Source organism: Kitasatospora purpeofusca (genome assembly GCF_036010405.1).
GTDB lineage: Bacteria > Actinomycetota > Actinomycetes > Streptomycetales > Streptomycetaceae > Kitasatospora > Kitasatospora purpeofusca.
Genome location: NZ_CP108561.1, coordinates 7,903,699 through 7,928,391 on the forward strand (window position 1 = coordinate 7,903,699; position 24,693 = coordinate 7,928,391).

21 protein-coding genes are annotated in these 24,693 nt (G+C 73.6%); 13 read left to right on the top strand and 8 right to left on the bottom strand.

Annotation, left to right across the window (positions count from 1 at the left end; all coding sequences use genetic code 11):
- Positions 1-234: 234 nt before the first annotated feature.
- Positions 235-1,002: a 3-oxoacyl-ACP reductase FabG gene (gene fabG / locus OG715_RS34545; RefSeq protein WP_266273335.1), complete on the bottom strand. Its 768-nt coding sequence runs from the start codon at positions 1,000-1,002 to the stop codon at positions 235-237.
- A gap of 516 nt (positions 1,003-1,518) precedes the next feature.
- Between fabG and OG715_RS34550 the strand changes: the two genes are divergently transcribed.
- On the top strand, positions 1,519-2,415 hold the full coding sequence (locus OG715_RS34550; protein ID WP_051742929.1) for a MarR family winged helix-turn-helix transcriptional regulator: 897 nt from the start codon (positions 1,519-1,521) through the stop codon (positions 2,413-2,415).
- A 213-nt stretch (positions 2,416-2,628) separates the two neighbouring features.
- Here the strand turns inward: OG715_RS34550 and OG715_RS34555 are convergent, their stop codons facing one another.
- The gene (locus OG715_RS34555; protein ID WP_266273334.1) at positions 2,629-3,492 is read right to left on the bottom strand and encodes an aldo/keto reductase; all 864 of its coding nucleotides are present in this window, start codon (positions 3,490-3,492) and stop codon (positions 2,629-2,631) included.
- A gap of 269 nt (positions 3,493-3,761) precedes the next feature.
- Here OG715_RS34555 and OG715_RS34560 point away from each other — a divergent pair, with 269 nt between their 5' ends.
- The 11 genes from OG715_RS34560 to OG715_RS34610 all read left to right on the top strand — a co-directional run bounded on the left by OG715_RS34560 (position 3,762) and on the right by OG715_RS34610 (position 14,697).
- Positions 3,762-5,570: an ABC transporter transmembrane domain-containing protein gene (locus tag OG715_RS34560; RefSeq protein ID WP_266273333.1), complete on the top strand. Its 1,809-nt coding sequence runs from the start codon at positions 3,762-3,764 to the stop codon at positions 5,568-5,570.
- A gap of 94 nt (positions 5,571-5,664) precedes the next feature.
- A complete protein-coding gene (locus OG715_RS34565) occupies positions 5,665-7,437 on the top strand; it encodes an ABC transporter ATP-binding protein (protein ID WP_266273332.1) in 1,773 nt (590 codons plus the stop codon).
- Between the two features lie 130 nt (positions 7,438-7,567).
- On the top strand, positions 7,568-7,813 hold the full coding sequence (locus tag OG715_RS34570; RefSeq protein WP_030392187.1) for a lipopolysaccharide assembly protein LapA domain-containing protein: 246 nt from the start codon (positions 7,568-7,570) through the stop codon (positions 7,811-7,813).
- 74 nt (positions 7,814-7,887) lie between these two features.
- Positions 7,888-8,607: an amino acid ABC transporter ATP-binding protein gene (locus OG715_RS34575; RefSeq protein ID WP_323182252.1), complete on the top strand. Its 720-nt coding sequence runs from the start codon at positions 7,888-7,890 to the stop codon at positions 8,605-8,607.
- 10 nt (positions 8,608-8,617) lie between these two features.
- The gene (locus tag OG715_RS34580; RefSeq protein ID WP_266273331.1) at positions 8,618-9,505 is read left to right on the top strand and encodes a glutamate ABC transporter substrate-binding protein; all 888 of its coding nucleotides are present in this window, start codon (positions 8,618-8,620) and stop codon (positions 9,503-9,505) included.
- A 14-nt stretch (positions 9,506-9,519) separates the two neighbouring features.
- Positions 9,520-10,164 carry an amino acid ABC transporter permease gene (locus OG715_RS34585; protein WP_266273330.1) on the top strand — a complete coding sequence of 215 codons (645 nt, stop codon included), beginning with the start codon at positions 9,520-9,522 and terminating at the stop codon, positions 10,162-10,164.
- The gene (locus OG715_RS34590; protein ID WP_266273329.1) at positions 10,161-11,030 is read left to right on the top strand and encodes an amino acid ABC transporter permease; all 870 of its coding nucleotides are present in this window, start codon (positions 10,161-10,163) and stop codon (positions 11,028-11,030) included. Before OG715_RS34585 ends, OG715_RS34590 begins: the two co-directional genes overlap by 4 nt.
- 138 nt (positions 11,031-11,168) lie before the next feature.
- Complete coding sequence (locus OG715_RS34595; protein WP_045943776.1) at positions 11,169-12,083, top strand: LysR family transcriptional regulator; 915 nt, start codon at positions 11,169-11,171, stop codon at positions 12,081-12,083.
- Between the two features lie 167 nt (positions 12,084-12,250).
- Positions 12,251-12,817, top strand: a complete 567-nt coding sequence (locus tag OG715_RS34600) for a cysteine dioxygenase family protein (RefSeq protein WP_045943777.1) — start codon at positions 12,251-12,253, stop codon at positions 12,815-12,817.
- A 7-nt stretch (positions 12,818-12,824) separates the two neighbouring features.
- On the top strand, positions 12,825-13,883 hold the full coding sequence (locus OG715_RS34605; protein WP_266273328.1) for a YeiH family protein: 1,059 nt from the start codon (positions 12,825-12,827) through the stop codon (positions 13,881-13,883).
- A gap of 106 nt (positions 13,884-13,989) precedes the next feature.
- The gene (locus OG715_RS34610) at positions 13,990-14,697 is read left to right on the top strand and encodes a spermidine synthase family protein (protein WP_266273327.1); all 708 of its coding nucleotides are present in this window, start codon (positions 13,990-13,992) and stop codon (positions 14,695-14,697) included.
- A gap of 146 nt (positions 14,698-14,843) precedes the next feature.
- On the opposite strand, the gene OG715_RS34615 is transcribed toward OG715_RS34610, so the two are convergent.
- The 4 genes from OG715_RS34615 to OG715_RS34630 form a co-directional block, all read right to left on the bottom strand.
- Positions 14,844-17,150, bottom strand: coding sequence for a glycoside hydrolase family 18 chitinase (locus OG715_RS34615; protein ID WP_266273326.1), 2,307 nt, complete (start codon positions 17,148-17,150; stop codon positions 14,844-14,846).
- A gap of 348 nt (positions 17,151-17,498) precedes the next feature.
- Positions 17,499-19,322 carry a hypothetical protein gene (locus tag OG715_RS34620; protein ID WP_266273325.1) on the bottom strand — a complete coding sequence of 608 codons (1,824 nt, stop codon included), beginning with the start codon at positions 19,320-19,322 and terminating at the stop codon, positions 17,499-17,501.
- Positions 19,323-19,469: 147 nt separating this feature from the next.
- The gene (locus tag OG715_RS34625) at positions 19,470-20,207 is read right to left on the bottom strand and encodes a TetR/AcrR family transcriptional regulator (protein ID WP_266274597.1); all 738 of its coding nucleotides are present in this window, start codon (positions 20,205-20,207) and stop codon (positions 19,470-19,472) included.
- Positions 20,208-20,487: 280 nt separating this feature from the next.
- On the bottom strand, positions 20,488-20,997 hold the full coding sequence (locus OG715_RS34630; protein ID WP_266273324.1) for an NUDIX hydrolase: 510 nt from the start codon (positions 20,995-20,997) through the stop codon (positions 20,488-20,490).
- Between the two features lie 86 nt (positions 20,998-21,083).
- Between OG715_RS34630 and OG715_RS34635 the strand changes: the two genes are divergently transcribed.
- Positions 21,084-22,304 carry a serine hydrolase domain-containing protein gene (locus tag OG715_RS34635; protein ID WP_266273323.1) on the top strand — a complete coding sequence of 407 codons (1,221 nt, stop codon included), beginning with the start codon at positions 21,084-21,086 and terminating at the stop codon, positions 22,302-22,304.
- A 37-nt stretch (positions 22,305-22,341) separates the two neighbouring features.
- On the opposite strand, the gene OG715_RS34640 is transcribed toward OG715_RS34635, so the two are convergent.
- The gene (locus tag OG715_RS34640; protein ID WP_266273322.1) at positions 22,342-22,665 is read right to left on the bottom strand and encodes a nuclear transport factor 2 family protein; all 324 of its coding nucleotides are present in this window, start codon (positions 22,663-22,665) and stop codon (positions 22,342-22,344) included.
- Positions 22,666-22,924: 259 nt separating this feature from the next.
- The gene (gene exaC / locus OG715_RS34645) at positions 22,925-24,448 is read right to left on the bottom strand and encodes an acetaldehyde dehydrogenase ExaC (RefSeq protein ID WP_266273321.1); all 1,524 of its coding nucleotides are present in this window, start codon (positions 24,446-24,448) and stop codon (positions 22,925-22,927) included.
- Positions 24,449-24,693: the final 245 nt, after the last annotated feature.

The window sequence follows — 24,693 nt, forward strand, 5'->3', positions numbered from 1 at the left end:
TCCGGCCGTAACCGCCCGAATGGGTTCGAGGGCATTACCGGGGGCATTCGGAATTCCTCGGCAAAGGTGTTCTCCGATCACCTGAGGTCGTTCCGGGTCGTTCCGGAGACGTTTTCGGATCGAATGTCCGTATGGCGTTCGTGTGCCTTCTCCCAAATTCAGGCAAAAAACACGGGGTGGGAGACCGGCCGGGCCGGTTCCCACCCCGTGGTAACCCTGCGTAGGTTCGGAGGGTCAGTCGAGGGGACCGCCGGCCACGTAGACCACCTGACCGGAGACGAAGCCCGCGCCCTCGCCGGCGAAGAAGGAGATCGTGTTGGCCACGTCCTCCGGCTCGCCCACGCGCCGCACCGGGATCTGGGTGGTGGCGGCGGCCTTGAACTCCTCGAAGCCCATGCCCACTCGGGCCGCGGTGGCGGCCGTCATGTCGGTGGCGATGAAGCCGGGGGCGACCGCGTTGGCGGTGATGCCGAACTTGCCGAGCTCGATGGCCAGGGTCTTGGTGAAGCCCTGCAGGCCGGCCTTGGCGGCCGAGTAGTTGGCCTGACCCCGGTTGCCCTGGGCCGAGGAGGAGGAGAGGTTGACGATCCGTCCGAAACCGGCGTCGACCATGTACTTCTGGATCGCCCGGGTCATCAGGAACGCGCCGCGGAGATGCACGTTCATGACCGTGTCCCAGTCGGATTCGGTCATCTTGAAGATCAGGTTGTCGCGCAGCACGCCCGCGTTGTTCACGAGGACGACCGGGGCGCCGAGCTCGGCGACGATCCGGTCGACCGCGGCCTGCACCTGGGCGGCGTCCGAGACGTCCGCGCCGACCGCCAGGGCCCGGCCGCCGGTGGCGGTGATCCGCTCGACGGTCTCCCGGCCGGCCGACTCCTCCAGGTCGAGCACGGCGACGGCGTAGCCGTCGGCGGCCAGGCGGACGGCGGTGGCGGCGCCCAGGCCGCGGGCGGCGCCGGTGACGACGGCGACCCGCGGGGACGTGGTCTGCTCGGTCATGCTCGGTCTCGTCTCTCTCGGAGGTCCGCGGGCGTCGGAGCGGGTCCGCGGATGTCGCTCGGGTGTCGCTCGGGGGTCACGCCGGTGACCGGCCGGACGCGGTTCCGTTCCGGAACGCGGTACTCAGGGAACTCCCAGGAACCGTACGGCGGGCTCTCGGGTTCCGCCGGGCCGATCCGGAGGGCGGATCCGTCCGGGTGGCCATACCCTACCGGCGAGTAGGGAGCGCGGCCAGGGCGAAGGCGCAGGTGACCGAGGGTAAGGACCGACCGGTCGGCTTTCTCCTGCGAACGGGTTACCGGCGGGTCGGCGCGGCGAGTAAATATGCCAATGTTGCCGAACCTGCGTCTACTATCCGCCCCTGCCTGCCAGCGAGGGCCTGCCGTTTGTATAGTGTCCGCCAGCAGCCACCGGCTGCACGGCTGGAGCGCCCTCCCTCACAGCGGGACGCCCACTCGCCGTTACTGCCCCACCCGGGTGTCCCACACACACCGGGTGTGACATCGGGACGGATACATGGTGCTGGGGGAGATCCCGACGACCCGCGTGTCCGCGCGACTGCAGCAGTCGCCCGGACACCTCATCCGCGTTGCACAGCAGGTCCACACTCGACTGTGGTCCGAACATGTCGGGGCCGATCTCACGGCCCCGCAGTTCGCGGTCCTGTTGGTTCTCGCCCTCGAACCGGGCGCCGACCAGAGGACCGTCGGCGAGCGTGCCTCGCTCGACAAGGCCACTATGGCCGAGATGGTCGCCCGGCTGGTCCGGCGCGGCCTGGTGCTTCGGCGCCGAGACCCGGCCGACGGCCGGCGCAAGCTGCTCGCTCTCTCGCAGAGCGGCGCCCAGGCTGTCCGCGAGGCCACCGGCGGAGTGGTCCGTGTGCAGCGCACGCTCTTCGAGCCGCTCACCTCGGAGGAGCAGCTGGAGATTGTCCGTGTCATGGCCAAGATAGCCAGACTGGAGCCGGCCCAGGTCGCCGTCCTGACGGACGCGCGACCGATGCTGGACGCCCAGAGGGCGATCGGCTACCTGATCAGGGTGAGCCAGCAGGTGCACACCAAGCTCTGGTCGGAGCACGTCGGTTCGGAGCTGACGGCGCCGCAGTACGCGGTGCTGGACGCGCTCGAACTGGAGCCGGGCGCCGACCAGCGCACGGTGGGCGAGCTCGCCTCGCTGGACAAGGCCACGATGGCGGAGATGGTCAGCCGGCTGGTCCGGCGCGGCCTGGTCCAGCGTCGCCGCGACCCCTCGGACGGGCGGCGCAACCTTCTGTCGCTCTCGCCGGCGGGTCAGGACCTGCTGCACCGCTCGTCCGCGGGCGTGGCGCAGGTCCAGCGGTTGCTGCTGGCTCCGCTGGAGGAGCACGAGCACGAGGCGGCGCTCGCGCTGATCGCCAAGGCGGCGCGGCTGTAGGCGAAAGCCTCGGCCGTCCGGCAAAACCATTCGCCATCCGGTCGCTCCGCGGTCGTCCGTCGCTCACCCGTCGGCCGGCCGTCCTCGACCGTGGGCCGTCGGCCCCGGACCGGTGACGGTCCGCGGGTCAACACGGCGAAGGCCGCCCTCCCGCATCGGGGAGGGCGGCCTTCGCCGTTGACACGCGGCCGGGCGGGGGTGCCGCCCGCCCGGTCAGTTCCAGTCGAAGCCCTGCGGGTCCGGGCCGATCCGGGTGCCGGTGGCGACACCGGCGACCGCGGCGAGGTCCTCGGCGTCCAGCTCGAAGCCGGCGACGTCGAGGTTCTCCTTGATCCGCGACGGGGTGACCGACTTCGGGATCGCGATGATGCCGCTCTGCAGGTGCCAGCGGAGCACCACCTGGGCGACGGTGCGGCCGTGCTTCTCGGCGATCCGGACCAGCGCCGGCTCGCCGAGGAGGTCCTTGCCCTGGCCGAGCGGGCTCCACGCCTCGGTGGCGATGCCGTGCTCGGCGTGGAAGGCGCGCAGCTCCTCCTGCGGGAAGTACGGGTGCAGCTCGACCTGGTTCAGCACCGGGACGAGCGAGGACTCCTCGGCCAGCCGGGTGAGCTGCTCGGTGCCGAAGTTGGAGACGCCGACCGACCGGACCCGGCCGTCGGCGCGCAGCTGCTCCAGGGCCTTCCAGACATTGGCGTAGCTGCCGTGCATCGGGCGCGGCCAGTGGATCAGGTAGAGGTCGAGGTACTCCAGGCCGAGCCGCTCCAGGGAGGCGTCGAACTCGCGCAGCACCGCGTCCCGGCCCTGCTCGCCGGACCAGTCGCGGGTGCCGGAGTTCCACAGCTTGGTGGTGATGTAGAGGTCCTCGCGGGCGATGCCGCCGCTCAGCGCCTCGGCGACGGCCTTGCCGGTGCCGGTCTCGTTCTCGTAGATCGCGGCGGTGTCGATGGAGCGGTAGCCCGCCTCGATCGCGGCGCGGACGGCGGCGGTGGCCTCCGCGTCCGGCACCTGCCAGACCCCGAAGCCGAGCTGGGGGATGAGGTTGCCGTCGTTGAGCTCGAGGCTCGGGATGTTGCTCACGGAAGGAGTGCCCTCTCCTGGTCGTCCACGGTTCCTAGGGGGCAACCGGCGGGGGCGACGGATTTGTTCCCCGGTCCCGGAGAAATTTTCCGACGCGCGCTACCGGCGCTTGCAGCAGCCTACGGGGTGGGCCCGGCGGGCGGAAAACCTGTTGCGCAGATCACATTCGGGTTGGCAGTCTCGCTGCCATGACCTCCTGACCGACCCACGGCCGTGACCCTACCGGCCTCCCCCTCGCCCTCCGCCCGCGCCGCCTCCAACGGAGCGTCATGCTGCTCAAAACCCTCCCGCTGGCCGACCCCGGCCGTCCGGAACTCTCCTCCCCGCTCGGATTCCTGCGCTGGCTCCAGCGCGGCCAGCGGCGCGGGCAGGTGCTCGCCACCTGCTGGTCGCTGCTGGAGATGGGCTGCCAGGCGGCCCTGCCGCTGCCGGTCGGCCTCGGCGTCCAGGCCGTCGTCGACGGGGACTCCGACGCCCTGTGGCGGGCCGGCGCGCTCGCCCTGGCGCTGGCGGCGGTCTCCGCGGTCGGCACCGTCCTGCTGCACCGCCAGGCGGTCTGGAACTGGATCCACGCCGCCTGCCAGGTCCGGCAGCTGGTCGCCCGTCAGGCCTCCCACCTCGGCTCCGGGCTGTCCCGGCGGATCGCCACCGGCGAGATCGTCGCGGTCGGCAGCGGGGACGTCGAGAAGATCGGCTGGTACGTCGAGCTCGTCGCCCGGCTGCGCGGGGCGATCGTGGTCTGGCTGGGGGTGAGCGCCGCGGTGCTGGCCACCGAACCGGTGCTCGGGCTGGCCGTGCTGCTCGGCGTGCCGGTGCTCGCCGCCTCGGTCTGGCCGCTGCTGGGGCCGTTCGAGCGCCGCTACACCGAGCAGCGCGCGCTCGGCGGCAAGGCGACCGAGCTGGCCGCCGACACGGTGGCCGGCCTCAGGGTGCTGCGCGGCATCGGCGGCGAGGAGCTCTTCCTCGACCGCTACCGGGCGGCCTCCCAGAAGGTCCGCGCGGCCGCCGTCCGCTCGGCCCGGATCTGGTCCCTGATGCAGGCCCAGCAGGTGCTGCTGCCCGGGCTGTTCGTGGTCGGGATCACCTGGTACGGCGCCCGGCAGGCGGCCGAGGGGCGGATCTCGATCGGCACCCTGGTCGCGGTCTACGGCGCCACGGCCTTCCTGGCCGCGCCGCTGCGGATCCTCGGCGAGGCGGCGCACGCCTGGAGCGTCGCCAGGGTCTCGGCCGGGCGGGCCGTCCGGGTGCTCTCGCTCACCCGGACCGACGGCGGTGGTGAGAACGTGCTGGCCGATCCGGCCCGCTCCGACCTGTACGACCCGGTCACCGGGCTGACCGTCCGGGCCGGGGAGCTGACCGCAGTGGTCTGCGGCGACCCGGACTTCGCCGGGGCGCTGGCCGAGCGGCTCGGCGGGCACGTCCCGGTCGCCGAGGGCGGGCGGCCGGAGCCCTCGGTCCGGCTCGGCGGCGTCGAGCTGGACACCGTCCCGCTGGCCGAGGCGCGGGCCGCGGTACTGGTGCACGACAAGGAGCCGGTGCTGCTCTCCGGCACCCTGGCGGCGCTGTTCGACATCCCCGCCTCCGGCCGGGTCGACCCCGCCGGGGCGCTCGCCGCCGCCCGCGCCGAGGACGTGCTCGACGCCCTGGTGGACGGCTCGGCGGGCCTGACGGGCCGGGGCGAGGCGATGCGGGCGGAGATCACCGAGCGGGGCCGCTCGCTGTCCGGCGGCCAGCGCCAGCGGCTGGCGCTGGCCCGGGCCCTGCTGGCCGACCCGCCGGTCCTGGTGCTGGACGAGCCGACCAGCGCGGTCGACGCGCACACCGAGTCCCGGATCGCCGCCGGGCTGCGGCAGAACCGCGAGGGGCGTACCACGGTGGTCCTCGCGACCAGCCCGCTGCTGCTCGACCGGGCGGACCGGGTGGTGCTGGTCCGGGACGGCCGGGTGGCCGCGAGCGGCTCGCACCGCGAGCTGATGCGCGGCGAGCCGGCCTACCGGGCGGTGGTGACCCGCGAGGAGGAGCCGGCGGGGGTCGGGCCGGGCGCCGGGGTGCCGGCACCGGTGGGGGAGCGGTCATGAGGCGCCGCCGCCGCCCGTCCGGGCCGGCCGGGGAGCGCCCCGCCGCCGCGTCCCGGTGGAACCGTCCGATCCCGTCCGAGCCGAGGAGTGACGCATGAAGCCCCCCGTCCAGCAGGAGCAGGGGCCGGCCACCACGCTGCCGGTCGGCTCCCCGGCCGCCGTGCGCGGCTACCTCCGGGTGCTGGCCCGGCGTCATCGCGGGCCGTTCTCGGCGGTGGTCGGGCTGCACACCGTGGCCACCGTGGCCGGGCTGGTCGGGCCGTGGGTGCTCGGCACGCTGGTCGAGTCGCTGGCCACCGGCACTGCCGGGTCCACCATCACGGTGGCCGTGGCCTGGTACCTGCTCGCGCTCGCGGTGCAGTCCGCGTTCACCTGGTGGTCGCGGCTGCGCGGCGCCGTGCTCGGCGAGCGGGTGCTGGCCGACCTCCGGGAGGACTTCCTGGTCCGCTCGGTGGCGCTGCCGACCGGTGTGCTGGAGCGGGCCGGGACGGGCGACCTGGTCTCCCGCGGCACCACCGACATCGACCGGCTGGACAAGTCGGTGCGCGAGGCGGTACCCGAGCTGGCGGTGGCGATCGTCTCGCTGCTGCTGGTCCTCGGCGCGCTGGTGGTCACCTCACCGCTGCTCGCGCTCACCTCGCTGCTCGGCCTGCCGCTGCTGCTGGCCTCCTCCCGCTGGTACTTCCGGCGCGCCCCGCAGTCCTACCGGAACGAGTCCGCCGGGTACGCGGCGGTGAACTCCGTGCTGGCCGAGACGGTGGACGCGGGCCGGACGGTGGAGTCCCTGCGACTCGGCGAGCAGCGGGTCCGGCTGACCGACCGCAAGCTGGCGGAGTGGATCGCCTGGGAGCGGTACACCCTCTGGTTGCGCTCGGCGTGGTTCCCGACCATCGACGCCGTGTACACCCTGGCGGTGCTCGGTCCGCTGCTGCTCGGAGGGCTGTTCGCGCTGCGGGGCTGGATCTCCGTGGGCCAGCTGACCACCGGGGTGCTGTACGCGCAGGCGCTGGTGGCCCCGGTCGACCTGATCCTGCGGTGGTACGACGAGCTGCAGATCGGGCAGGCCTCGCTGGCCCGGCTGGTCGGCGTGCACGAGGTGCCGACGGCGGAGAACGACGACGAGGTCCGGCCGAGCGGGCGGCGGGTCGAGGCGCGGGACGTGCGCTTCGGCTACCGGGAGGGCGCCGATGTGCTGCACGGCATCAGCCTGGACGTCGCCCCGGGCAGCCGGGTGGCCCTGGTCGGGCCGTCCGGGGCCGGGAAGTCCACGCTGGGCCGACTGCTGGCCGGGATCTACGCCCCGGGCCGGGGCAGTGTGACCCTCGGCGGGGCGGCGCTGTCCCGGATGCCGGCCGAGCGGGTGCGCTCCGAGGTGGCGCTGGTCAACCAGGAGCACCATGTGTTCGTCGGGACGCTCCGGGACAACCTGCTGCTGGCCGCGCCCGGGGCGGACGACGCCGAGCTGCGCGGGGCGCTGGACGCGGTGGACGCCGGGGAGTGGGTGGACGCGCTGTCGGCCGGCCTGGACACCGAGGTCGGCTCCGGCGGTGCCGCGCTGACGCCGCCGCAGGCCCAGCAGCTGGCACTGGCCCGGCTGGTGCTGGCGGATCCGCACACCCTGGTGCTGGACGAGGCCACCTCGCTGCTGGACCCGCGGGCCGCCCGGCACCTGGAGCGTTCGCTCTCCCGGGTGCTGGAGGGCCGCACGGTGATCGCCATCGCGCACCGGCTGCACACCGCGCACGACGCGGACGTGATCGCGGTGGTCGAGGACGGGCGGATCAGCGAGTACGGCAGCCACCCGGAGCTGGTGGCGGCCGGTGGTCCGTACGCGGCGCTGTGGCGCTCCTGGCGGGACGAGGGGTGAGCCCTTGCTGACGGCGGGTCATGACGGAGTGTGACGGGAGGTCACCCGGCGCGGGGAGGGGTTGCCCCGTGCGGGTTACTCCCGGGCGCGTGGCGGGGCAAAACCGCCCATTCGCCCGCAGACTGCACGGGTGACCAAGATTTCGGACGGCGCCTCCGGCACCAAGCGCAGTGAGATCGGTGGGATCCCCACCCGGTACATCGGGATCGGCGTCATCGTCGTCCTCGCGGTGTGGTTCCTGTTCGCCAACCTCGACAAGGTGCAGATCCAGTTCTGGGTCTTCACCGTGACCGCTCCGCTCTGGATCGCCCTGCTGGGCACCCTGATCGCTGGCGCGGCCCTCGGCTGGCTGCTGAAGGGGCGGCGCGGACGGTGAGCACCGCCGAGCCACCGCCCGGGCCCGGACCGGCTTCCGGTCCCGGGCCCGGCGGCTTCACCCCGCTGATCGAGATGCGCGGGGTCAACAAGCACTTCGGCGCGCTGCACGTGCTCCAGGACATCGAGCTGACGATCGGCCGCGGCGAGGTCGTGGTGGTGATCGGCCCGTCCGGCTCCGGGAAGTCCACGCTCTGCCGGGCCGTCAACCGGCTGGAGCCGATCGAGTCCGGCACCATCCTGATCGACGGTCGACCGCTGCCCGAGGAGGGCAAGGGGCTGGCCCGGCTGCGGGCCGAGGTCGGGATGGTGTTCCAGTCCTTCAACCTGTTCGCGCACCGGACCGTGCTGCAGAACGTCTCGCTGGCGCAGATCAAGGTGCGCGGGCGGGCCAGGGGCGAGGCGGACGCCAAGTCCCGGGCGCTGCTGGAGCGGGTCGGGCTGGCCGACCAGGCGGACAAGTACCCGGCCCAGCTCTCCGGGGGCCAGCAGCAGCGGGTGGCGATCGCCCGGGCGCTGGCGATGGACCCGAAGGCACTGCTCTTCGACGAGCCGACCTCGGCCCTGGACCCCGAGATGATCAACGAGGTGCTGGACGTGATGCGCCTGCTGGCGCACGAGGGCATGACCATGGTCGTGGTGACCCACGAGATGGGCTTCGCCCGCTCGGCCGCCAACCGGGTGGTCTTCATGGCGGACGGCCGGATCGTCGAGGACCGCGCGCCGGACGAGTTCTTCGACGCACCGGAGAGCGAGCGCGCCCGGGACTTCCTCTCCAAGATCCTGAAGCACTGAGGCCCGGCCCGTGAAGAAGACCGTCACCCTGCTGGCCTCGGCCCTGCTGCTGGCCGGCTGCGGCAAGCCCGGCACCCCGCCGCCCAAGGGGCCGCAGCCCAGCGCCCTGCCCAGCTACCAGGTGGCGACCGGGAGCCCGGTCAGCGGCTCCCCGACCCTGGACGGAGCCCGGGCCCGGGGGCACCTGGTGGTCGGCGCCAAGGAGGACCAGCCCTACCTCGGCCAGAAGAACCCGGCCACCGGCCAGTACTCCGGCTTCGACATCGAGATCGCCAAGATGGTCGGCGCCGACCTGGGCTTCGGCCCGGACCGGATCGAGTTCCGCACCATCGCCTCGGCCAACCGCGAGACCGCGCTGCAGAACGGCCAGGTCGACTACTACGTCGGCACCTACACCATCAACGACAACCGCAAGAAGCTGGTCGGCTTCGCCGGGCCGTACTACCTGGCCGGTCAGTCGCTGCTGGTGCGCAAGAACAACACGGACATCAACGGGCCGCAGGACCTGGAGGGCAAGAAGGTCTGCTCGGCGGCCGGCTCCACCCCGTACCAGCGGATCCAGAAGCAGTACCCGAAGGCGGAGCTGATCGGCTACGACACCTACTCGGCCTGCGTGGACAACCTGATCACCTCCCAGGTGGACGCCGTCACCACGGACAACACCATCCTCATGGGCTACGCGGCCAAGGTGCCGGACGAGCTCAAGGTGGTCGGCCCGCTGTTCTCCCAGGAGCCGTACGGGATCGGCACGCCCAAGAACGACACCGTGCTGCGCGGGGCGCTGAACGACGCGCTGGCGCACCACGAGGAGAACGGCGACTGGAAGAAGGCGTACGACGCGACCCTCGGCCTGTCCGGGATCCCCGCGCCGACCCCGCCGCCGATCGACCGGTACTGAGGGAGGGGCGGGCTGTGAAAACGCTGACCGACAACTGGTCGACCTACTGGGAGGGCTTCCTCGGAACCCTCTCGCTGTTCGTGGTGAGCGCGGTGCTGGCCCTGGTGCTCGGGGTGCTGATCGCGAGCTTCCGGGTCTCGCCGGTGAAGCCGTTGCGGGTGTTCGGCACCACCTGGGTGACGCTGCTGCGCAACACCCCGCTCACCCTGCTGTTCTTCATCGTGGTGCTGGGCCTGCCGCGCTTCGACATCACCCTGCCGTTCTTCACCTTCGCGGTGCTGGCGCTCGGCTGCTACACCTCGGCCTTCGTCTGCGAGGCGATGCGCGCGGGCGTGAACACCGTGCCGGTGGGCCAGGGCGAGGCGGCGCGCAGCCTGGGCATGACCTTCGGCCAGACGATGGGGCTGGTGGTGCTGCCGCAGGCGTACCGGTCGGTGGTGGCCCCCATCGGCAGTGTGATGATCGCGCTGGCGAAGAACACCGCGATCGCGGGCTCGTTCAGCGTCACCGAGCTGCTCGGCACCTACCGGACCATCAACGAGCTGGGCTACAGCATCGTCTGGACCTTCGTCTGGATCGCCGTCGGGTACCTGATCATCACCCTGGCCGTCAGCCTCGTGTTCAACCTGCTGGAACGACGAGTGGCGGTGGCGCGATGACGGTGGAATCCTCGGCGCTCTACGACATCCCGGGCCCGAAGGCGCTTGCCCGGCACCGGCTGTACGGCGGGATCGCGCTGCTGGCGATCGCCGTGCTGCTCGGCTGGATCGTCTACATGCTCTTCCACACCCAGCAGTTCACCGAGTCCAAGTGGATGGCCTTCGAGTACAAGGGCGTCCAGGAGCTGCTGCTGCGCGGGCTCGGCAACACCCTCAAGGCCTTCGGCTGGACGGTGCTGTTCGCGCTGCCGTTCGGTGCGCTGTTCGCCGCCGGGCGGCTCTCCGACCACCGGCCGGTGCGGATGCTGTCCACGCTGGTGGTGGAGTTCTTCCGGGCCATGCCGCTGCTGGTGATGATCTTCTTCATCTTCGTCGTGCTCAAGGTCGCCCCGCTCTGGGCGCTGGTGGCGGGACTGGTGCTCTACAACGGCTCGGTGCTGGCCGAGGTCTTCCGGGCCGGGGTGCTGGCGGTGCCGAAGGGGCAGAAGGAGGCGGCCTTCGCGCTCGGCATGCGCAAGACCCAGGTCATGGCGTACGTGCTGGTGCCGCAGGCCAACCGGGCGATGCTGCCGGCCATCATCAGCCAGCTGGTGGTGGCGCTCAAGGACACCTCGCTGGGCTTCCTGATCACCTACGAGGAGTTCCTGCACGCGGGCAAGCTGATCGCCACCAACCTGGACTACGACCTGCCGTTCATCCCGGTGGTGATGGTGATCGCGCCGATCTACATCGGCATGTGCCTGCTGCTGTCCTGGTTCGCGCGATGGGTCGAGCGGCAGGGGCGGCGCCGGCCGAGCATGCGGGGCGGGGCACCGGTGGCCAGTGCCGAGGTGGCGATGGGGCTGCCGCCGACCGCGCAGCAGTGAACCCGCCGACCGGCCGCCGGGGGCCCGAGAGGCGTCCGTTCCCGGAGTGAACCATAGGTACGAACGAGGGTCGGCTCGATACCTCCAAACTCTGCTTATGATTGCCGGGCAGTGGCACGGCATCCGGGCGGAGGCACAGTGGAGCCGGTATTCGACTCGCGGCACATCCGGACCTTCCACGAGGTCGTCCGGGCCGGCTCCTACTCGGCGGCGGCCCGCGAACTCGGCTACACCCAGCCCGCCATCACCCAGCAGATGAAGGCCCTCGAACGCAGTGTCGGCCTGCCGCTGTTCACCCGGGCCGGGCGCGGGCTGCGGCTCACCGAGGCCGGCGAGGCGCTGTCCCGGCACGCCGAGCAGATCCTCGGCAGCCTCTCCGCCGCGCAGCAGCAGCTGGCCGCACTGGCTCGGCTGCGCGCCGGACGCGTCCGGGTCTGCGCCTTCCCGAGCGCCAACGCCACCCTGATACCCGAGACCATGGCCAGGCTGCTCGCCGAGCACCCGGGCGTCCGGGTCGAACTGCTGGAGGCCGAGCCGCCCGACTCGGTGCAGCGGCTGCTGCGCGGCGAGTGCGACATCGCGCTGGCCTTCCGCTATCCCGGCGCGCCGGCCGAGGTGCCGCCGGAGCTGGACGAGATCCCGCTGATGGAGGACCTGCTGACGGTGCTGCTGCCGGTCGGCCACCCGCTCGGCCGCCGGCACGCCGTCCGGCTCGCCGACCTCGACGGCGAGCGGTGGATCGCCGGCTGCCCGCGCTGCCGGGCCAACCTGCTGCACGTCTGCGCGGAGGAGGGCTTCGCGCCGGACATCGTGTTCTCCACCGACGACAACCTCGCGGTGCAGAGCCTGGTCGCCGCCGGGGTCGGGATCGCGCTGATGCCCGCGCTGGTGCTCTCCTTCATGTGCCACCGCAAGGTCACCGGCCGGGCCGTGGAGCCGCACCTGCGACGGCAGGTCAGCGCGTACGTGCTCCGCGAGCACCGCCGGATCCCCGCCACCGCGCTGGTGCTCGACCAGCTGCGGCAGGCCGCGGCCGCCCGCGTCGGGTGCTGATCGGGGCGACCGGGCGTCGGAGCGGGGTCGACCGGTCCCGGGTCGAGCGGTCCCGGGCCGACCGTGCCGGGGCCGATCACTCCCGAGCTGATTGATAAGCAATGGTTGGGGGAGGGTGAAAAAACCCTCCTTGGACGTGATAGGTCGCGCAGGGCGACGCTACCGCCATGACAACGTCAGCCACGGTCGGCAGCGGCCGGCTCACCGAGCGTATGACCGCCCTCGTCGGCGAGATCCGCGCCGTGGTGGACCGCGGCCTGCCGCCGGAACTCACCGCCTACCTGGTCGGCGAACGCCTCGCCCCGCACCTCGGTGACAGCGAGCTGCTCACCGCCGAGCAGCGCGAGGGCGACCCGGACCGCTACCGCCAGCACGTCCTGCACGCCGAGGAGGACGGCTCCTTCTCGGTCGTCGCACTGGTCTGGCTGCCCGGCCAGCGGACCCCGATCCACGACCACGTCTCCTGGTGCGTGGCCGGCGTCCACCAGGGCCAGGAGAGCGAGACCCGCTACCGGCTGGTGTCCGACGGGCGCACCGCCCACCTGGTGGAGACCGAGCACGTGGTCGGCCCGGCCGGCACCGTCGCCGCGTTCGCCCCGCCCGGCGACATCCACCTGGTCCGCAACGCGTGCGGCTCCACCGCCATCTCCGTCCACGTCTACGGCGCCGACGTCGCCAAGCTCGGCACCAGCATCCGGCGCGTCTACCGGCTGCCCGCCGGCGAGCAGCGGTGAGCCCCGAATGGCCCTGACCCTCAGGGACCGCCGGGTCCGGCCGGTCCGCACCCGCGTCCTGCCCCCGCTCGGCGGCGACGCCCCCGGCCTGCTGCTCGCGGTGCTCGGCGTGGCCGCCGCGATCGCCGTCCACCAGGCCGTCCCCGCCGTGCCCAAGCTCACCGCCGCGGTCGTGCTCGGCATCGCCGCCGCCCACCTGCCCGGGCTGCGACCGGTGGTCCGCGGCGTCGCCCGGCCCGGGCTCTCCATGGCCGGCAAGCGGCTGATGCGGATCGGCATCGTGCTGCTCGGCCTCAAGCTGAGCCTCGACGACGTGCTCGGCCTCGGCTGGGCCACCGTCGCCATGGTGCTCACCGTGGTCGGGGCGACCTTCGCCGGCACGCTCTGGCTCGGGCGGCGGCTCGGACTGCCCGGCGACCAGCCGCTGCTGGTCGCCACCGGCTACTCGATCTGCGGCGCCTCGGCGATCGGCGCGGTCAGCCAGGCCGCCGGCAGCGAGGAGGAGGACGTCGCCGCCTCCGTCGCGCTGGTCACCCTCTGCGGGACCCTGGCGATCGCCGTCCTGCCGCTGCTCCAGCAGCCCCTCGGGCTCGACCCCAGCGGCTTCGGGCGCTGGGTCGGCGCCAGCGTCCACGACGTCGGGCAGGTGGTCGCCACCGCGCAGACCGGCGGCGCCGGGGCGCTGCGCGAAGCGGTGCTGGTCAAACTGATGCGGGTGGTCCTGCTGGCACCGCTGGTCGCCGGGGTCGCGGTCGCCGTCCGGCGCTCGCACCGGCGGGCCGGCACCGCGCCGACCGCCGGCAAACGACCGCCGCTGCTGCCGCTGTTCGTCGCCGGGTTCCTGGCCATGATCGTGCTGCGCACCACCGGGGTCCTGCCCGAGCGGGCCCTGACGCTCGCCGGGGACACCCAGGAGCTGCTGCTCGCGGCCGCCCTGTTCGGGCTCGGCAGCGCCGTCCACCTGCCGACCATGGTGCGCACCGGCGGCCGGATCGCCCTGCTCGGGCTCGGCTCCTGGCTGGTGGTGGCGGGGGTGTCGTACGCCGGAGTGCTGATCACCACGTAAATCGGGCGCCCGCCGGGGCCGGCTGGGTTATCGTCGGGCGGGTGGTCCGGCCCTCGGAGGCCGTCCCGCGCGTCCGTGCCCCCGACTCCGCGGAGGAACCCGCCGCATGTACAGCGCGCTGCCCGAACGGGACGGTTCCGCCGCCGTCGTCACGCTGGACCGGCGCGAGGGTCCGTTCGGGGAAGTGGCGCTGCGCCGGCGCGGGCGGGACTACGAGATCATCGCCAACGGCTGCTTCCTGATGGACACCGCCGACGGGCGCTCCGAGCGGCTGCTGATCGGGGTGGCGCTGGAGGAGCTCGACCGGACCGGGCCGGTGGCGCGGCCGTCCGTGCTGATCGGCGGGCTCGGGGTGGGGTTCTCGCTGGCGCACGCGGCGGCCGAACCGCGCTGGGGCCGGATCGCGGTCGTGGAGCGCGAGAGCGCCATCATCGACTGGCACCGCAGTGGACCGCTGGCCGCGTTCTCGGCCGGGGCGCTGGAGGACGAGCGGGTCGAGGTGCTGCACACCGACCTGCTGGAGTACCTGGCCGGGGCCGACGGCGCCCGCTACGACGCGCTGTGCCTGGACATCGACAACGGGCCGGACTGGACCGTCACCGACGGCAACGCCGGGCTGTACGGCGCGGACGGACTGGCGGTGCTGCGCCACCGGCTGGAGCCGGGCGGGGTGCTGGCGGTCTGGAGCGCCCGGCCGTCGCCGGCCTTCGAGGAGGAGCTGCGGGCGGCCGGCTTCTCCGACGTGGTCACCCACGAGATCGAGGTCGCCCGGGGGGTGCCCGACGTCGTGCACCTGGCCCGCCGCGCGCGTTGAGCGGGCCCGCCCCGCCCGCAGCTCTCCCGCACTTTGCAGAGTCCGCACTTTGCAAAGCGTGGGAGGCGGTGGGACGGGGCGGGCCGGGGTGTGACGGTCGGGCTGTCACGGTCAGGTGGTGACGGTCGGGTGGTGGACGGACGGGGCTACTTGAGGCCGTTGTCCACCGCGGCCATCAGCTCGCCGTTCGGTGTGTCACCGTCGAAGGCCCAGATCATCGCGCCGGCCAGCCCCTGGGACTTGATCCAGGCGGTCTTGCGGGCGATCTCGGTCGGGTCGTCGTAGGAGTAGAACACCGAGCCGTTGTAGATGTAGGCGTACCCGGCGACCGGGTCCCGGTAGATGGTGTAACCACCGCCGGTGGCCATCTGCTTGAGCTTCTTGTAGTCCTCGAAGCCGGCCTCGTAGGTGCCCGGGCCGGGGCCCGTCGCGGTCTGGAAGAGGCCGTTGGTGGTGCCGCGCGGGACGCCGGTCCAGCCTCGGCCGTAGAACGGGATGCCCAGCGTGAGCTTGCTCTTCGGGGCGCCGCCGGAGACGTACGCGCCGATCGCGACCTCGGAGCTGAACTGCCGGGCCGGCGGGTTCGGGTCGCCCGCCGCGACCTTGATCGCGGACTGCTGGTTGGTGACCATCTCCCAGCCGCCGTGGTAGTCGTAGCCCTGGATGGTGGCGAAGTCGAAGGCGGCGAACAGGCCGGGGACGTCGATGCCGGCGGTGACCTTCGCCGGGTCGGCCGGGAGGAAGGCGCTCAGCGTGTAGTGCTTGCCGGTGGTGGCGCCGAGGGCGTCCAGCTGGCGGCGGAACTCCTGGGCCAGCAGGGTGTAGTTGGCCTTGTCGGCGGGCCGGAAGATGTTCCCGGTGTGCCCGTCGGAGTTCGGCCACTCCCAGTCGAGGTCGATGCCCTCGAAGATGCCCGCCGCGCTGCCCGCGCCGCCGCGGCCGTCGATCACCGGCAGGTTGCCCTTGATGTACATGTCGATGCAGGAGCTGACCAGCGCCTTGCGGGAGGCGTCGGTGGCCGCCGCGTCGGAGAACCACTTGCTGTACGACCAACCGCCCAGCGAGATCTGGATCTTGAGGTTGGGGTACTTGGCCTTGAGCTGCTTCAGCTGGTTGAAGTTGCCGGCCAGCTTCTGGTCCCAGGTGTCGGTGGTCCCGGCCACCGAGCTGCCCGCGTCCCAGCCCTTGCCGAAGTCGGCCCAGGCGTCACCGGCGCCGTCGCCCGCGTTCGGGTCGTTGTCCGGCCCGGCCGCCTTGTTGGTGATGAAGCACTGCTTGGTGCTCGGGTGGATGTTGGCGAAGGCGTAGTTGAGCGTGGTGAGCCGGCCCGCCGAGCCCGAGGTGTCGAGCTGCTTCACGCTGTAGCCGCGGGCGTAGATGCTCCACTGGGTGAAGTAGCCGATCTTCATCGCGGCCGGGTTGCTGCCGCCGGGCTTGGTCTTCCCGGTCACCGGACCGGAGGCGGGCGAGACGTTGCCGGCCGCGTCGCGGGCCTTGACGGTGAAGGTGTAGGAGGTGTCCGGCGCCAGGTTGCCGACGGTCGCGGCGGGGGACGTCACGGTCACCGCCAGCGCGGTGCCGTTGTACACGTCGTAGGCGGTGACGCCGACGTTGTCGGTGCTCGGGGTCCAGCTCAGCGAGACGGAGTTGGCGTCCGAGCCGGTCACGGCGGGGGTGCCCGGCGTGCTGGGCGCCTCGTGGTCCTCGACCGGGGGACTCGTGGTGGCGCTCACCGGTCCGGCCGCCGCGGAGCGGTTGCCCGCCGCGTCGAAGGCCTGGACGGTGAACTGGTAGGCGGTGCCCGCGGTCAGGCCCTGCACGGTGACGCCGGTGGTGGCGCCGTCGGCGGTGGCCACCTTGGTGCCGCCCTGGAAGACGTCGTAGCCGGTGACGGCCACGTTGTCGGTGCTGGCGGTCCAGGACAGGTCGACCGAGGTCTGGGTGACGGTGCCGGTCCTGAGGCTGCCGGGGACGGTCGGCGCGGTCTGGTCGCCGCCGCTGCCGTCGCACGGCTGGCCGTTGATCTTGCAGTTCTTCAGCGGCTGGTAGCTGCCGGAGTAGGCGATGTTGAAGCCGACGTTGTAGGTGCCGCCGGCCGGCAGGGTCGCGGCCCAGCCGGGGTTCTTCACCGTGACGTGGGAGGCCGAGGTGGTGTAGCTGGCGTTCCAGAGGCCGGCCACGGTGTTGCCGGTCGGGAGGTCGAACTCCAGGGTCCAGCCGTTGACCGGGGCGCTGGAGCCGTTGGTGACGGTGTAACTGCCCTCGTAGCCGGTGCTCCAGTCGCTGCCCTTGGCGAAGGCCGCGGTGACGGACCCGGCGGCGGCCTCGGCGGCCGAGGCGGTGGCGCGCTCGGCCGCGGCGCTGGCCATGGTGGCGGGGAGAGCGGCGGCGAGGACCGGGACGAGCAGGGTCCCGGCTGCCAGTAGCGGCAGGCTGATCCGACGTCTGCGCATGGATGTGGCTCCTGTCCTGGGGTCCCGGGGCAGGCCCGGACGCCCCGTTACCCGTGGGGAGGTGTCAGGTGCGTGGAGCTGTGTGCTCCGGGCCATGGGGGCGGCGCGGAACCGGTCCTCGGGCCGTCGGGGTGCCACGGAGGATCCTGTGCCGAGGGTAGGGAGCGGACCGGCAACTGGCAATAGGTCTGTACCAGTTGGTGGTCGTGGGCATGACGGACGACGCGCGCGGCCGCCCGGCCCGCCGGTGGAGGGGCGGTGCGGGCGGCCGCGCGCGGGGCGGGCCGGAGGTGCCGACGGCCGGGGTTCGGACGGCCGGGGTGCGAGCGTCCGGGGTGCCGCGCGGGCTCAGCCGAAGGGGTCGCGCTCCGGCGCCGGGACGCTCGGCGGGGCGGTCGGCGGCGGCGGGACGGACTGCGGGCCGGGCACGGTCGTGCCGAACGGGTCGGCGGCCCGCTCGGCGGCGGTCACCGTACCGAAGGGGTCGGCGGCGGCCACGGGCCGGGGCGCGGCGGCCGGGGTTTCGGTGGCGGGCGCGGCGGCGGGGGTGCCGAGGATGCCGAAGGGGTCGAAGTCCGGGGGCGGCACCGTGACGGGCGTGCCCTTGAGCGGCTCCGGGGCTTCGGCGGGGGTCTCGGTGGCGGGCGCGGCGGCCGGGGCACCGAGGATGCCGAAGGGGTCGAAGTCCGGCGGGGGCACCATCACGGGCGTGCCCTTGGGCGCGGCCGGTGCGGCGGGCGCGTCCTCGGGGATCAGGATCGGCTGAGCCGGGGTCGGGTCGGCGACCGGGGCGAAGGGGTTGAAGTCGGCCGGGGGGACGCGGACCGGGGTGCCGCGCAGGTGCACCGGGAGTTCGGCGGCCCCGTCCTCGGCGGCGGGAGGCGCCGTCGGGGGCGCGGCGGGCAACGGGGGCGCGGCGGGCGTCGGTTCGGCGACCGGGACGAGCAGCACGGTGGCGGCGGGCGGAACGGCGGGCAGCGGGGCGGCCGGAGCGGCGGGGACGCCGTCCCAGCCGAACTGCACGGACTTCAGCAGCTCGGCGAAGACGTCCGTGTACAGCTCCCAGTCCTGCGGCTGCGCGGTGGTCAGCTGGACGCAGAGCACCGAGGCGCCGTCCGGCAGCGGGACGAACGCCTCGACCACCGAGGTGACCGCCCAGCGGCGCACCCCGTCGGCGGCCAGCGGGCCCGGGACGGGCACACTGCGGCCCTCGACCAGGACGGCCGCCGGCCCGGCGGGCAGCAGCACCGTCCACACCTCGGCGTGCCGTCGCACGGTGGCGAGTTCGGTGGCCAGGCCGGTGATCGGCAGCGGGTGGCGGGCCAGCGAGACGACCAGCGTCGCGTCGGCCGCCCTGCCGTCCACCTGGACCGCCGCGACGCCCGCGTAGACCGCGCCGGAGGAGGTGACGACATCGGCCAGGGCTGCGGCGATCAGCGCGAACTCGCGGCGGTCGGCCGGGGCGGTGCCGCTGAACAGCTCCTCGGCGGTCTCGGCCAGGTGGGCCGTCAGCTCGGCGGCGGCCGCGCCGGTGGCCGGGGCGATCCCGAGGCCGGCCGGGATGCCGTCGACGAAGCCGGCGGACACGGTGCGGGCGGAGACCCCGGGCGGGCCGCCGGGCGCGGTGAGGGCGTGGAAGCCGGGCGGGACGACCAGCCGGACCTCGGCGCCCGCGCCGGTCGGCAGTTCGACCGGCTGCCGGGTCTGCTGCCCGGCGGCGAGGGCGGCCAGCGGTGCGGCGAACGCGGGGCGGAGCTTCGGGTCGGCGGGCTCGCCGGTCACCGGGAGGTCGAAGTGCCCGGCGGTGAGGGCCTCCGGGGAGCCGCCCGCCGCGCCCCGGACCGGACCTGCGGCGCCGTAGCGGGCCAGCAGTCCGCCGATCGCCAGCGGGGCGAGCGCGGCGCCGCTGCCGGGGCGGGCGGTGCCGGCGGTGACCACGGTGCCGAGCCGTCCGACGGCGGTGTGCACCGGCCCGTTGGGCGCCAGCGGCAGCTGGAACAGGGCTTCGGCGGCCGGGTGCGCGGCGGTCCGCAACTGCGTCAGCACGGCTGCGGGGTGGCGCGAGGCGCGGGCGTCGAAGAGGGCGTCGGTGAGGCTGCCGAGCGTCGCGGAGACCCGCTCCGCTGCCGCGAAGGGAGTCGCCTCCGCGCTGAACTGGCCGTCCTGGGTCAACTGTTGAGCCCCCCGCTCTGCTCGCTGTGCGTTCGCTGGTGCGGATCCCGGCCCGAGGGTGCCCGGTGGGCCGCCGTCGGATCCGTGCACATTCCTATCAGAGGCCGCCGATGCGGCAGAACCGGCCGTCCCCGGCGCGGCCCGTGCTCAGAGCCGCGCCCGGGGCTCCTCCGGGGCCGGCGGGACGGCCAGCACGGCGAGGGTGTCGGCCAGGCCGGGGACGGCCAGCAGGCCCGCGAGATCGCGGACCAGCTGCCCGGTCGGGCCGTCCGGCCGCTCCCCGGCGAAGAAGCCGGCCAGTTCGGCGGCGAGCGCGGGTTCCCGGGCGGCGGTCAGGGTGAGCGAGGCGACGAACTCCTGCACCAGGTGCAGCTGCAGCTCCTCCAGCGGCACCGAGCGGTCGGCCAGCCACTCCAGCGAGGTGATCTCGGCGTTGGCGATCCAGGCCCGGACGGTCAGTCGCAGTCCCGGGCTGGGGGAGGGGAGCGCCAGGTGGCCGAGGATCTGCTCGTGCGCGGCCCTCCGGACCTCGTCGATCACCGCCGAGGTGTTGGTGCTGGCGGTCACCGAGCCGCCGCGGAGCAGCGCGGCGAAGCCGGGGCCGTGGCTCTGCACGAAGTCCAGGTAGCGGCCCATCACCCGGTGCAGCCGCTCGGACAGCGGGCCGTCGGCGGGCTCCTCGAACCGGGCGGCCAGCTCCCGTCCGGCCCGCCGCAGCGACTCCTCGTAGATCGCCTGCTTGCCCGGGAAGTAGTGGTAGACCAGCGGTCGGGAGGCGCCCGCGGCGGCGGCGATGTCGTCGATCGACACCTCCTCCGGCGGGCGGTGGCTGAACAGCTCCAGCGCGACGGCGATCAGCTGCTCGCGCCGCTCGTCGACGCTCAGCCGTCGGCGCGGCCGCCCGGCCTTGCCTGTCCCGACCGCCTTGCCTGTCCCGACCGTTTTGCCTGTCGCGGCAGCCTCGACCGCCCCGCCCGCCTTGCCCGGCCCGCCCGCCTCGTCGGCTCCGCCGGCCTCGCCCGCCGGTTCGGGTGTGCCGGGCCGCGCGGACCGCCCGGTGCGCTCCGGACGGTCGCCGCGCGCGGGCGCGGAGGAGGGGGCCGACGGCGTGCGGGATGCCATGCGCGCCACCCTATCGGCCCGGGCCGCGCCGGGTCGGGCCCGGTCAGGCCCGGTGGTGCTCCAGGTAGCGGCGGTACGCCTCGCGGCCGTCCGGGACGAACTCGTCCCGGGCCAGGCGTTCGGCCAGCTCGGCCGGGGTCAGCCAGGCGTGCCAGGCCACCTCGGACTCCTGCGGGTCCACCGGGCCGTCCCACTCGGCCTCGTGCACATCGGACCACCAGGCGAGGCCGTCGCCCCGGAAGACGAAGCGGAACAGCGGGCGCGGGACGATCCCGGTCACGCCCAGTTCCTCCTCGGCCTCCCGGACGGCGGCCTCCTCGTACGTCTCGCCGGCGCCCACCACGCCGCCGACGAACATGTCGTGGGCGCCCGGGGCGAACAGCTTGGTGTCGGTGCGCCGGTGGACGAAGATCCGCCCGGCCGGGTCGCGGACCAGGACGAAGACGCACCGGTGCAGCAGCCCCCGCCGGTACACCTCTCCGCGGGTCTCGGTCCCGATCACCCGGTCGTGCTCGTCGACGACGTCCAGCAGCTCTTCGGCAGGATTGGTCATGACCGACAGGTTAGGGTTTCCGGGCGATTAACGTACACACGAACGATGGACGTACGAACGACCGACGAGGACGGGGACGGCGCGCGGTGGTGGAGATCTGGGGCGAGACGGCCGGGGGCTTCGAGCCGGTGCGGGAGGCCTTCGCCCGCAACTTCCGGGACCACGGCGAGCTCGGCGCGGCGTTCGCGCTGTACGTCCGGGGCCGGAAGGTGGTCGACCTGTGGGGCGGCGACGCCCGGCCGGAGGTGGGCGGCCGGCCCGCACCGGCTGTGCCGTGGACGGCCGACACCGCGCAGGTGCTGCGCTCGGTCACCAAGGGCCTGACGGCGACCACCGCGCTGCTGCTCGCCGAGCGGGGGCAGCTCGACCTGGACGCCCCGGTCGCCTCCTACTGGCCGGAGTTCGCGGCGGCCGGCAAGGGCGGGGCGCCGGTGCGCTGGCTGCTGTCGCACCAGGCGGGCGTGCCCGCGCTGGACGTGTCGCTGAGGCTGGAGGACGTGCTCACCTGGGAGCGGGCGGCGGCCGCGGTGGCCGCCCAGCGGCCCGCCTGGGAGCCGGGGACCGCGCACGGCTACCACCCCTACACCTTCGGCTGGCTGGTCGGCGAGGTGGTGCGCCGGGTCTCCGGACGGACCGTCGGCCAGTACTTCGCCGAGGAGATCGCCCGGCCGCTCGGCCTGGACCTGTGGATCGGGCTGCCGTCCGGCGCCGCGCCCCGGGTCGGCCGGCTGGTCGACCTGCCCGCCCCGCCGTCGGCCAGGACCGGGCCGAGCGGCCTGCGGCTGCGTCCCAAGCAGTCGGTCCGGGACGCCTACCAGGACCCCTCCTCGCTGACCGCGCGGGCCTTCGCCTCGGTGCGCCCCGGGGTGGACCTCAACGACCCGGCGGTGCAGGCCGCCGAGATCCCCGGCGCGGGCGGGATCGGCACCGCGCGCTCGGTGGCGCGGTTCTACGCGGCGCTGATCGGCGCGGCGGACCGCTACGGCGGCGGCGGCGGGACGCTGCCGCCGCTGCTGGGCCCGGAGGTGCTGGCCCGCGCGGTCGGGCCGGTGGTGAGCGGCCCGGACCGGGTGCTGATCGTCAACTCGACCTTCGGACTGGGCTTCTTCCGGCACAGCCCGACCGCGCTGATGGCCTCGCCGGCCAGCTTCGGGCACCCCGGCCGGGGCGGTTCGCTGGGCTTCGCCGATCCCGGGCTCGGGATCGGCTTCGGCTACGTCACCAACGGCATGCAGCCCGGGGTCACCGGGGACGTCCGCTCCCGCGCGCTGATCCGGGCGGTGCGGGAGTCGCTCGGGGCGGCCTGACCCGCCCCGGCCGTCCCCGGTGACGGGGCGCCGGGGGTCAGGCCTGGCCGGTCTCGAAGCGGTCGATCCGGCCGTGCTCGACGGTGAAGCGCCAGGCCGTGCGCATCTCGCCCCAGGTCTCGTTGCGGAAGTCGGCGACCAGGGCCCGGCCGCTGTCGGACTCGGAGCGGACCTCCATGTGGCCGCGCACGGTGAAGATCTCCCGGTCGATCCAGTCCTGGAGGTCGCGGTCGGAGCCGTCGTCGGACATCGTGGCGCCGGGGGTCAGCAGGTCCACGAAGGCCTGCCGGTCGCCCGCGTTGATCGCGGTGACGGCGGCGCGCACGGTCGGGTCGGTCAGTTTGGCGGTGGCGATGGCCATCCGGTCTCCCAGGAGTCGAAGCGGTGGGAACTCCTGTTTAGGGCGTCGGACGGGACACGCCGCGCATGTCGGCGGCGCGTCGGAGATTTCCGGTGATTCATGTGCTTACATCCCGATACGGGTGATTTGCCCTCAGGGGTCCCCGAGACCGGGCCACGGGGAGTGGCGTACGGAGTGGGAAGTCGGTCCGACCGACTTCCCACTCCGCGTTTCCGGCCCCGTCGGCGGCGCCCCGCCGGCACTGCGGGGGCCGGTCGCGTCAGAACAGGCCCATGGCCTGCGGGGAGTAGCTGACCAGGAGGTTCTTGGTCTGCTGGTAGTGCTCCAGGAGGGCCTTGTGGTTCTCCCGGCCGATGCCCGAGTTCTTGTAGCCGCCGAAGGCCGCGTGGGCCGGATACGCGTGGAAGCAGTTGGTCCACACCCGGCCCGCCTGGATGGCGCGGCCCGCCCGGTGGGCGGTGGTGCCGTTGCGGGTCCAGACGCCCGCGCCGAGGCCGAACTGGGTGTCGTTGGCGAGCGCTATCGCGTCGTCGAAGTCCTCGAAGCGGGTGACCGCGACGACGGGGCCGAAGATCTCCTCCTGGAAGATCCGCATCCCGTTGACGCCCTCGAAGACGGTCGGCGTCACGTAGTAGCCGCCGGCCAGCGCGCCCCCGAGGTCGGCCCGCTCGCCGCCGGCCAGCACCTTGGCGCCCTCGGCCTGGCCGATCTCGATGTAGGAGAGGACCTTGCGCAGCTGCTCGTCGCTGGCCTGCGCGCCGACCTGGGTCTCGGTGTCGAGCGGGTTGCCCTGGCGCATCGAACGGACCCGCTCCAGGCCGTCCGCGAGCAGCCGGTCGTAGATCGAGGACTCGATCAGCGCCCGGCTCGGACAGGTGCAGACCTCGCCCTGGTTGAGGGCGAACATCGCGAAGCCCTCGACCGTCTTGTCGTAGAAGGCGTCCCGCTCGGCGGCGACGTCGGCGAAGAACAGGTTGGGGCTCTTGCCGCCCAGCTCCAGCGAGACCGGGATGAGGTTGCCGCTCGCGTACTGCGCGATCAGCCGGCCGGTGGTGGTCTCGCCGGTGAAGGCGATCTTCCGGATCCGGTCGCTGGAGGCCAGCGGCCGGCCGGCCTCCAGGCCGTAGCCGTTGACCACGTTGAGCACGCCCGGCGGCAGCAGGTCGGCGGTCAGTTCGACCAGCAGCAGGACGGAGGCCGGGGTCTGCTCGGCGGGCTTCAGCACGACCGCGTTGCCCGCCGCGAGGGCCGGGGCGAGCTTCCAGACCGCCATCAGGATCGGGAAGTTCCACGGGATGATCTGGCCGACCACGCCCAGCGGCTCGTGGAAGTGGTACGCCACCGTGTCCTCGTCCAGCTGGGAGAGGCCGCCCTCCTGGGCGCGCAGCGCGCCGGCGAAGTAGCGCAGGTGGTCGACCGCGAGCGGCAGGTCGGCGCCCAGGGTCTCGCGGACCGGCTTGCCGTTCTCCCAGCTCTCCGCGACGGCGAGCCGTTCGAGGTTCTGCTCGATCCGGTCGGCGATCCGCAGCAGGACCTGGGCGCGTTCGGCGGGCGGGGTGCGGCCCCAGGCCGGGGCGGCGGCGTGGGCGGCGTCGAGGGCGGCCTCGATGTCCTCGGCGGTGCCGCGGGCGACCTCCGTGAAGACCTCGCCGGTGACCGGGCTGGGGTTCTCGAAGTACTGGCCGAGGACCGGCGGAGCCCATCGGCCGCCGATCCAGTGCTCGTAGCGGGGGCGGTACTCGACGATGGATCCGGGCTGTCCGGGGGGCTGGTAGACCGGCATGCTCTGGTGCCTCCTCGCGCTGTCGGGGCGCCGCACCGGCGCGTGGGCCGGGCGGTGCGCCGGGCCGTGCAGGGCGGCCCGGCGGAGGGTACGGACACACACGCGGGTCGGGCGTGCCCCGCTCCGGGGGCGCCCGCCGAGCAGCACCCTAACCGGCGGGCGGCCGGTTCGGCCACGGTCCGTACGGCGCCCGTCCACGGAGGGTGGCGCATTCCGGCCGCCGCGCTTCGGCCCCCGGCGCCTGT